At 67.8% G+C, this 5,782-nt stretch carries 6 protein-coding genes; 5 read left to right on the top strand and 1 reads right to left on the bottom strand.

Annotation, left to right across the window (positions count from 1 at the left end):
* Positions 1 to 153: 153 nt before the first annotated feature.
* From tesB to QMX83_RS19620, 3 genes are all read left to right on the top strand, one after another.
* A complete protein-coding gene (gene tesB / locus QMX83_RS19630; RefSeq protein ID WP_125359190.1) occupies positions 154 to 1,062 on the top strand; it encodes an acyl-CoA thioesterase II in 909 nt (302 codons plus the stop codon).
* A gap of 3 nt (positions 1,063 to 1,065) precedes the next feature.
* On the top strand, positions 1,066 to 1,578 hold the full coding sequence (locus tag QMX83_RS19625) for a pathogenicity-like protein (RefSeq protein WP_282298326.1): 513 nt from the start codon (positions 1,066 to 1,068) through the stop codon (positions 1,576 to 1,578).
* An 87-nt stretch (positions 1,579 to 1,665) separates the two neighbouring features.
* Entirely contained in the window at positions 1,666 to 2,892 is a 1,227-nt protein-coding gene (locus QMX83_RS19620; protein ID WP_282298325.1) for a sigma-70 family RNA polymerase sigma factor, read from the top strand.
* A gap of 113 nt (positions 2,893 to 3,005) precedes the next feature.
* Here QMX83_RS19620 and QMX83_RS19615 read toward each other — a convergent pair whose 3' ends face one another.
* Positions 3,006 to 3,560, bottom strand: a complete 555-nt coding sequence (locus QMX83_RS19615) for an EF-hand domain-containing protein (RefSeq protein WP_282298324.1) — start codon at positions 3,558 to 3,560, stop codon at positions 3,006 to 3,008.
* Between the two features lie 154 nt (positions 3,561 to 3,714).
* Here QMX83_RS19615 and QMX83_RS19610 point away from each other — a divergent pair, with 154 nt between their 5' ends.
* A complete protein-coding gene (locus QMX83_RS19610; RefSeq protein ID WP_282298323.1) occupies positions 3,715 to 4,470 on the top strand; it encodes an arginyltransferase in 756 nt (251 codons plus the stop codon).
* A gap of 35 nt (positions 4,471 to 4,505) precedes the next feature.
* A complete protein-coding gene (locus tag QMX83_RS19605; RefSeq protein ID WP_282298322.1) occupies positions 4,506 to 5,711 on the top strand; it encodes an endonuclease/exonuclease/phosphatase family protein in 1,206 nt (401 codons plus the stop codon).
* The last annotated feature ends 71 nt before the right edge of the window (positions 5,712 to 5,782 follow it).

Raw genomic sequence — 5,782 nt, 5'->3', positions numbered from 1 at the left:
GCCGGCGCTACCGGCGGCTCAACGTTGGTTTGAATCGTTCCCGACACGCCAGGCGTTCATGTCCGCATCGGTAGCGCCGGCCGTTGGCCGGCCCGCATGAACGTGTAACGCGCCCGGTATAATTCCCTTCCGTTCCACCATCAGGCCGCCGCCTTGTCCCAGCCGCAAGAACCCGTCGTTTCCGAGCTGATTGACCTGCTCTCGCTGGAGCGGCTGGAAGACAACCTGTTCCGCGGCCAGAGCCGCGACATCGGCACCAAGTACGTGTTCGGTGGCCAGGTGCTGGGGCAGGCGCTGTCGGCAGCGCAGGCCACGGTCGAGAATGGCCGCCACGTGCACTCGTTGCACGCCTACTTCCTGCGCGCCGGCAACATCGACCACCCGATCGTCTACGACGTGGACCGCACCCGCGACGGCGGCAGCTTCTCCGTGCGCCGGGTCACCGCGATCCAGCACGGCAAGGTGATCTTCTTCTGCGCGGCCTCGTTCCAGCAGGCCGAAACCGGGGCCGAGCACCAGCAGAAAATGCCGGAAGTGCCGCAGCCGGAGGACATCGAGCCGAACCGGCCGCTGCCGCCGGAAGTGCTGGAGCGCCTTCCGATCAAGGTGCAGCGCTGGCTCTCGCGCGGCGGTCCGTTCGAGTTCCGCCATGTGTACCCGCGCGATGAACTGCACCCGCCCAAGCGCCCGCCCTACCACCAGGTGTGGCTGCGTCTGAATGAGAAGGTGGGCGACGCACCGGAGCTGCACCAGGCGCTGCTGGCCTATGCCTCGGACTTCCACCTGCTGGGCACCGCGACCTTCCCGCACGGCATCAGCTATTACCAGCCGCATGTGCAGATGGCCTCGCTGGACCACGCAATCTGGTTCCACCGCCCCTTCCGCGCCGACGACTGGCTGCTGTACTCGCTGGACAGCCCCAGCGCCCAGGATTCGCGTGGACTGGCGCGTGGCCAGTTCTTCAACCGCCACGGCGTGCTGGTCGCCAGCACCGCCCAGGAAGGCCTGATCCGCGTGGTCGAGGACAGCACCGCAGCGGCCGCCGTGCCGGCCAAGGAGTAAGCCATGCGTCAGATCTTCAGCAGCCAACGCGTGGAAACCGTGGAAGGCGTGGCCAACCTGCTGCGCGAAGCCGGCATCGAGGTGCGCATCACCAACGGCCGCTCGTACCACAGCAAGCGCAAAGGCCAGTTCAGCTATCTGGAAAAGAGCGTCACCGCCAACCAGCCCACGCTGTGGGTGGTGCACGCCAACGACCAGCTGCGCGCCCGCGAGATCCTGCGTGACGCCCGCCTGCTGGACACCACCCGACGCGACCACCCCACCGCCGAATATGCCTTCCGCCCGGATGCCGCTGAAGCCGCCCCGGCCCGTAACTGGGGCTGGCGGATCCGCATCGGCCTGTTGCTGGTGATCGGCGCGGTGGCGATGTTCATCACGATGCGCCACCGCAGCGCCCCGCCGCCGCCGCCCCAGGTGCCGGCCGTGCAGCAGCCTCAATCGCAACCGCAGCCCGCCCCGACGGCTCCGGAAGAAGAAGAGGTCCGGGTGCGCATCACCCCGTCCCAGCAGCCATAGTCCCGCCCCAGGTACCGGTCGTTCGCGGCCGGTCACATTTCCCCGCGGCGCACGTCATGATGGCATCACCCGCTGGGGAAGGACGCCATGACGCAGGACACGTTGACCGCTGCACACCCGTTGACCCTCACCCTGGAACGCGAGCTGCCGGCCGCCGCCGGGGGCTGCCAGCATTCCTACGGCCGCATCGTGCTGGCCTGCCAGAACACCGTGACCGCCATTGCGCTGGCGATCACCCGCGACGTGCAGGCCAGCGAGGACATCGCCCAGGAGGCCTTCATCAAGGCCTGGCAGCAGCTTTCCCACCTCAACAACCACGCCAGCTTCCTGCCCTGGCTGCGTCAGATCACCCGCAATCTGGCCCGCGACTGGCTGCGCGCCAACCGCAACCGGCCGCTGTCCGGCGAGGCCGCCGAGATCGCCATCGGCATGGCCGCCGACCCCAGCCCGGATGCCCCCGAGCATCTGCAGCGGGTGGAAGAGGAACTGGCCGCGGAAGACATCATTTCCGCGCTGCCCGAAGACAGCCGCGAAACCCTGCTGCTGTACTACCGCGAAGGCCAGAGCTCGCAGCAGGTGGCCGACCTGCTGGGGCTGAGCGATGCCGCCGTCCGCAAGCGGCTGTCGCGTGCGCGCGCCACCGTGCGCGAGGAAATGCTGCGCCGCTTCGGCGAGTTCGCCCGCAGCAGCGCGCCGAGCGCGGCGTTTGCCACGGCCGTGGTGTCGATGGTGATGGTGGCCGCGCCGGGCACGGCCAGCGCGGCCATCCTGCTGGGCACCAGTGTGGGTGGCAGCAAATTCGGGCTGGGTGGAGCCAGTGTTACCGGCGGCACCGCACTCGGTTCACTGACCGCGGCGGTGGAACAGAGCCAGCTGTTTTCCACCGGCCTGACCACCGGCACGGTGATCGGTGCCACCTTGTTCGGCGTGGTCGGCAGCTATCTGGGCGGACGCTTCCTGCTCCGCTATGCCGAGCATCCCGGCGAACGCCAGCAGGTCATGCGCTTCGTGCACTACAGCACCTTTACTGCTCTGCTGTTCTGCCTGGGCGTGCTGTTCTCGGTGGCCCTGCATGCGCCCATGTGGGTCACCCTGCTCGCGCTGCTGGCCGGGCTGTGCGCGGTGAACTACCAGTGCCTGGTGCCGCTGCAGCGGATCATGAAGCCGCTGATCGCGCGTGACAACGCGCGCCGCGGACGCACCGGCATCAACTGGAAGTACGAATCGATGTACGGCCGTACCGGCGTGGTGGTGATGAATGTGCTGGTGATCGGTGCGGTCGCATGGACGTTCGCGATGAAACACCTGGGGTAACGGGAAACGTAGTGCCGGGCTTGCCCGGCAATGAACAACGCCGGTCGAAGACCGGCGTTGTTCGGGTTTTAGAAGCAGCCGGGCAAGCCCGGCTCTACGACAAGCAGGGCTGATCAGTGCATCGGCGGCTTGCCACCACGCGGACCACCGAACGGCGACTTGGCCGCATCGAACTCGGCCTTGCTCAGCTGGCCATCCTTGTTGGTATCCGCCGCGGCGAACCACGCATCACGGTGCTGCTTCATGCCCAGCTCGCGGTCGGCCTTGTCCAGGTAACCATCCTTGTTGAGGTCCATCTTGTCGAACCGCTCGGCCAGACGCGGGTCGGCCTTGGCTTCCTCGCGGCTGATGCGGCCGTCCTTGTTGAGGTCGAGCTTGGCCATGCGGTCATGCCCACCCGGGCCACGGCCGTGGCGCTTGCCGTGCCAGCGCGGCAGTTCCTCGCGCGAGAGCTTGCCATCCTTGTTGGTATCGAGCGCGTCGAACTTCTCGGCCAGGCGCGGAGCCTTGGCCGCTTCGCTGCGGTCGATGAAGCCGTCGCCATTGGTGTCCAGCTTCACGCGCGCGGGCTTGTCGCCAGCGGTCGGGGCGTCAGCGGCCACCGCCAGGCCGGCAGCGCCGGTGGTCATCAGCAGGGCCAGCAGCAGAAGGGGTTTGCGGTTGCGCATGGAATCACTCCGGTATCAGGGGTTGGCTGTGCGGTGCGTTGGCACCCACGCCAGGGAAAACGCCCCAGCGCCTGCCGCGTTGACAGCGGCACCGGTCGTGTTCATGTAGCAGACAGTCGCGGCGGCTGCGACGGCCCGGCGCTATGCTGTGGGCATGGCGATACACGGCGACCGCGACGACGAGCTGCGACTGTTCCAGACCGGAGACCACCCCTGTGGCTACTGGCCGGACCGGGCCGCACGCGACCTGGTACTGGATCCGCACGATCCCCGACTGGGATCGCTGTACCCGATGGCGCTGAGCTGGGGGTTCCGCCGCTCCGGCGACCTGGTCTACCGCCCGCACTGCGCCAACTGCCACGCCTGCGTGTCGGTACGCATTCCGGTGGCGCGCTTCGCGCCGGACCGCAGCCAGCGTCGCTGCCTGGCGCGCAACGCCGATCTGGAAGTGCGCATCGTCGCCGCCGAGCAGACCGACGAACAGTTCGCGCTGTACCACCGCTACCTCACTCACCGTCATGCCCAAGGCGGCATGGACGACCACGGGCCGCACGAGTTCGACCAGTTTCTGATCGGGCAGTGGTCACAGGGGCGCTTCCTGGAGATGCGCACTCCCGCCCATGACGGACACCGGGGCGAACTGCTGGGGGTGGCTGTCACCGATGTCACGCCACAAGGGTTATCGGCGGTGTACACCTTCTTCGACCCTGAGCAGGCCCACCGCGGGCTGGGCACCTTCGGCATCCTCCAGCAGATCGCCTGGGCCCGGCGCGAAAACCTGCCGCACCTGTACCTCGGGTACTGGATCCGCGACCACCGCAAGATGGACTACAAGCGCCGCTTCCGCCCGCTGGAGGCCTACGACGGCCGCCGCTGGCACGACTTCGACGACGAACTGGACGGGCGCTGACGCGGGCCTGCAATGCACACAGGTAAAATGGGCGGATGAAGACCCCTGCCCTGCTCCTTGCCCTGGCCCTGCTCTGCAGCGGCTGCGCCCAGACCCCGAACCGGACGGCCGCCATGCCCGACAGCAAACCGGCCCCGCTGCGGATCGCCACCTACAACACCTCGCTGTACAGCGACGAGCGCGGCGGTCTGATCGCCGAGCTCGAGGGCGACAGCGCGCACGCGCGCAAGATCGCCGCCGTGCTGCAGCAGGTCCGCCCCGACCTGGTGCTGCTGAACGAATTCGACTTCGACAACGAGCACCGCGCCGCCGACCTGTTCCAGCAGCGCTATCTGGAAACCGCCCAGCCCGGCGGCGGCGAACCGCTGAAGTACCCCTATCGTTACCTGGCCCCGGTCAACACCGGCGTGCCCAGCGGGCTGGACCTGGACAACAACGGCGTGGTGGGCGGCGAAGGCCGTACACGCGGCAACGATGCCTGGGGCTACGGCCTGCACCCGGGCCAGTACGGCATGCTGGTGCTGTCGCGCTACCCGATCGATGAAGCCAAGGTGCGCACTTTCCAGATGCTGAAGTGGAACACCCTGCCGGGTGCGGTGAATCCGGTCGACCCGCGCACCGGCAAGCCGTTCTACAGCCCGCAGGTCTGGGCGCAACTGCGGCTGTCGTCCAAGTCGCACTGGGATGTGCCGGTGAAGACCCCGGAAGGCGTCGTTCATGCGCTCGTCTCCCACCCCACCCCGCCGGTGTTCGACGGCCCGGAAAAGCGCAATGCACAGCGCAACGGCGACGAACTGCGTCTGTGGCAGCAGTATCTGTCTGCCGGCGACAAGCCCTGGCTGTGCGATGACCGTGGCCAGTGCGGTGGCCTGGCCCAGGACGCGCGCTTTGTGATTCTGGGCGACCTCAACAACGATCCGGTCGACGGCGATGGCCAGCATGACGCCATCGTTGAACTGATCGAAAACGCCCGCGTGCTGCGCTACCCCACCCCGCGCAGCGTCGGTGCCGAACAGACCAGCGCGTCCTATGCCGCCGCAGGCATCGTGCGCAAGGGCGCACCGTTCCATGCCACCGGTGATTTCGGGCCCAAGGCCGGCACCATGCGCCTGGACTACGTGCTGCCCTCGACCGGTTTCGAGTACGTGAACAGCGGCGTGTTCTGGCCGGCCAACCAAACGCCCGAGGCGAAGATTGCCGATGGCAGCGACCACCATCTGGTGTGGGTGGACCTGCGATAAGCCTGTCCCGACCAGAACGGTGGCCGGTAGCGCCGGCCGTTGGCCGGCCCGCACGATGCTGGAACCCGGAG

Origin of the sequence: Stenotrophomonas sp. PS02289, assembly GCF_029960115.1 — a bacterium.
Taxonomy (GTDB): Bacteria; Pseudomonadota; Gammaproteobacteria; order Xanthomonadales; family Xanthomonadaceae; genus Stenotrophomonas.
The sequence above is the reverse complement of the archived record's forward strand: the minus strand, read 5'-3'. Positions and strand labels throughout refer to the sequence as shown.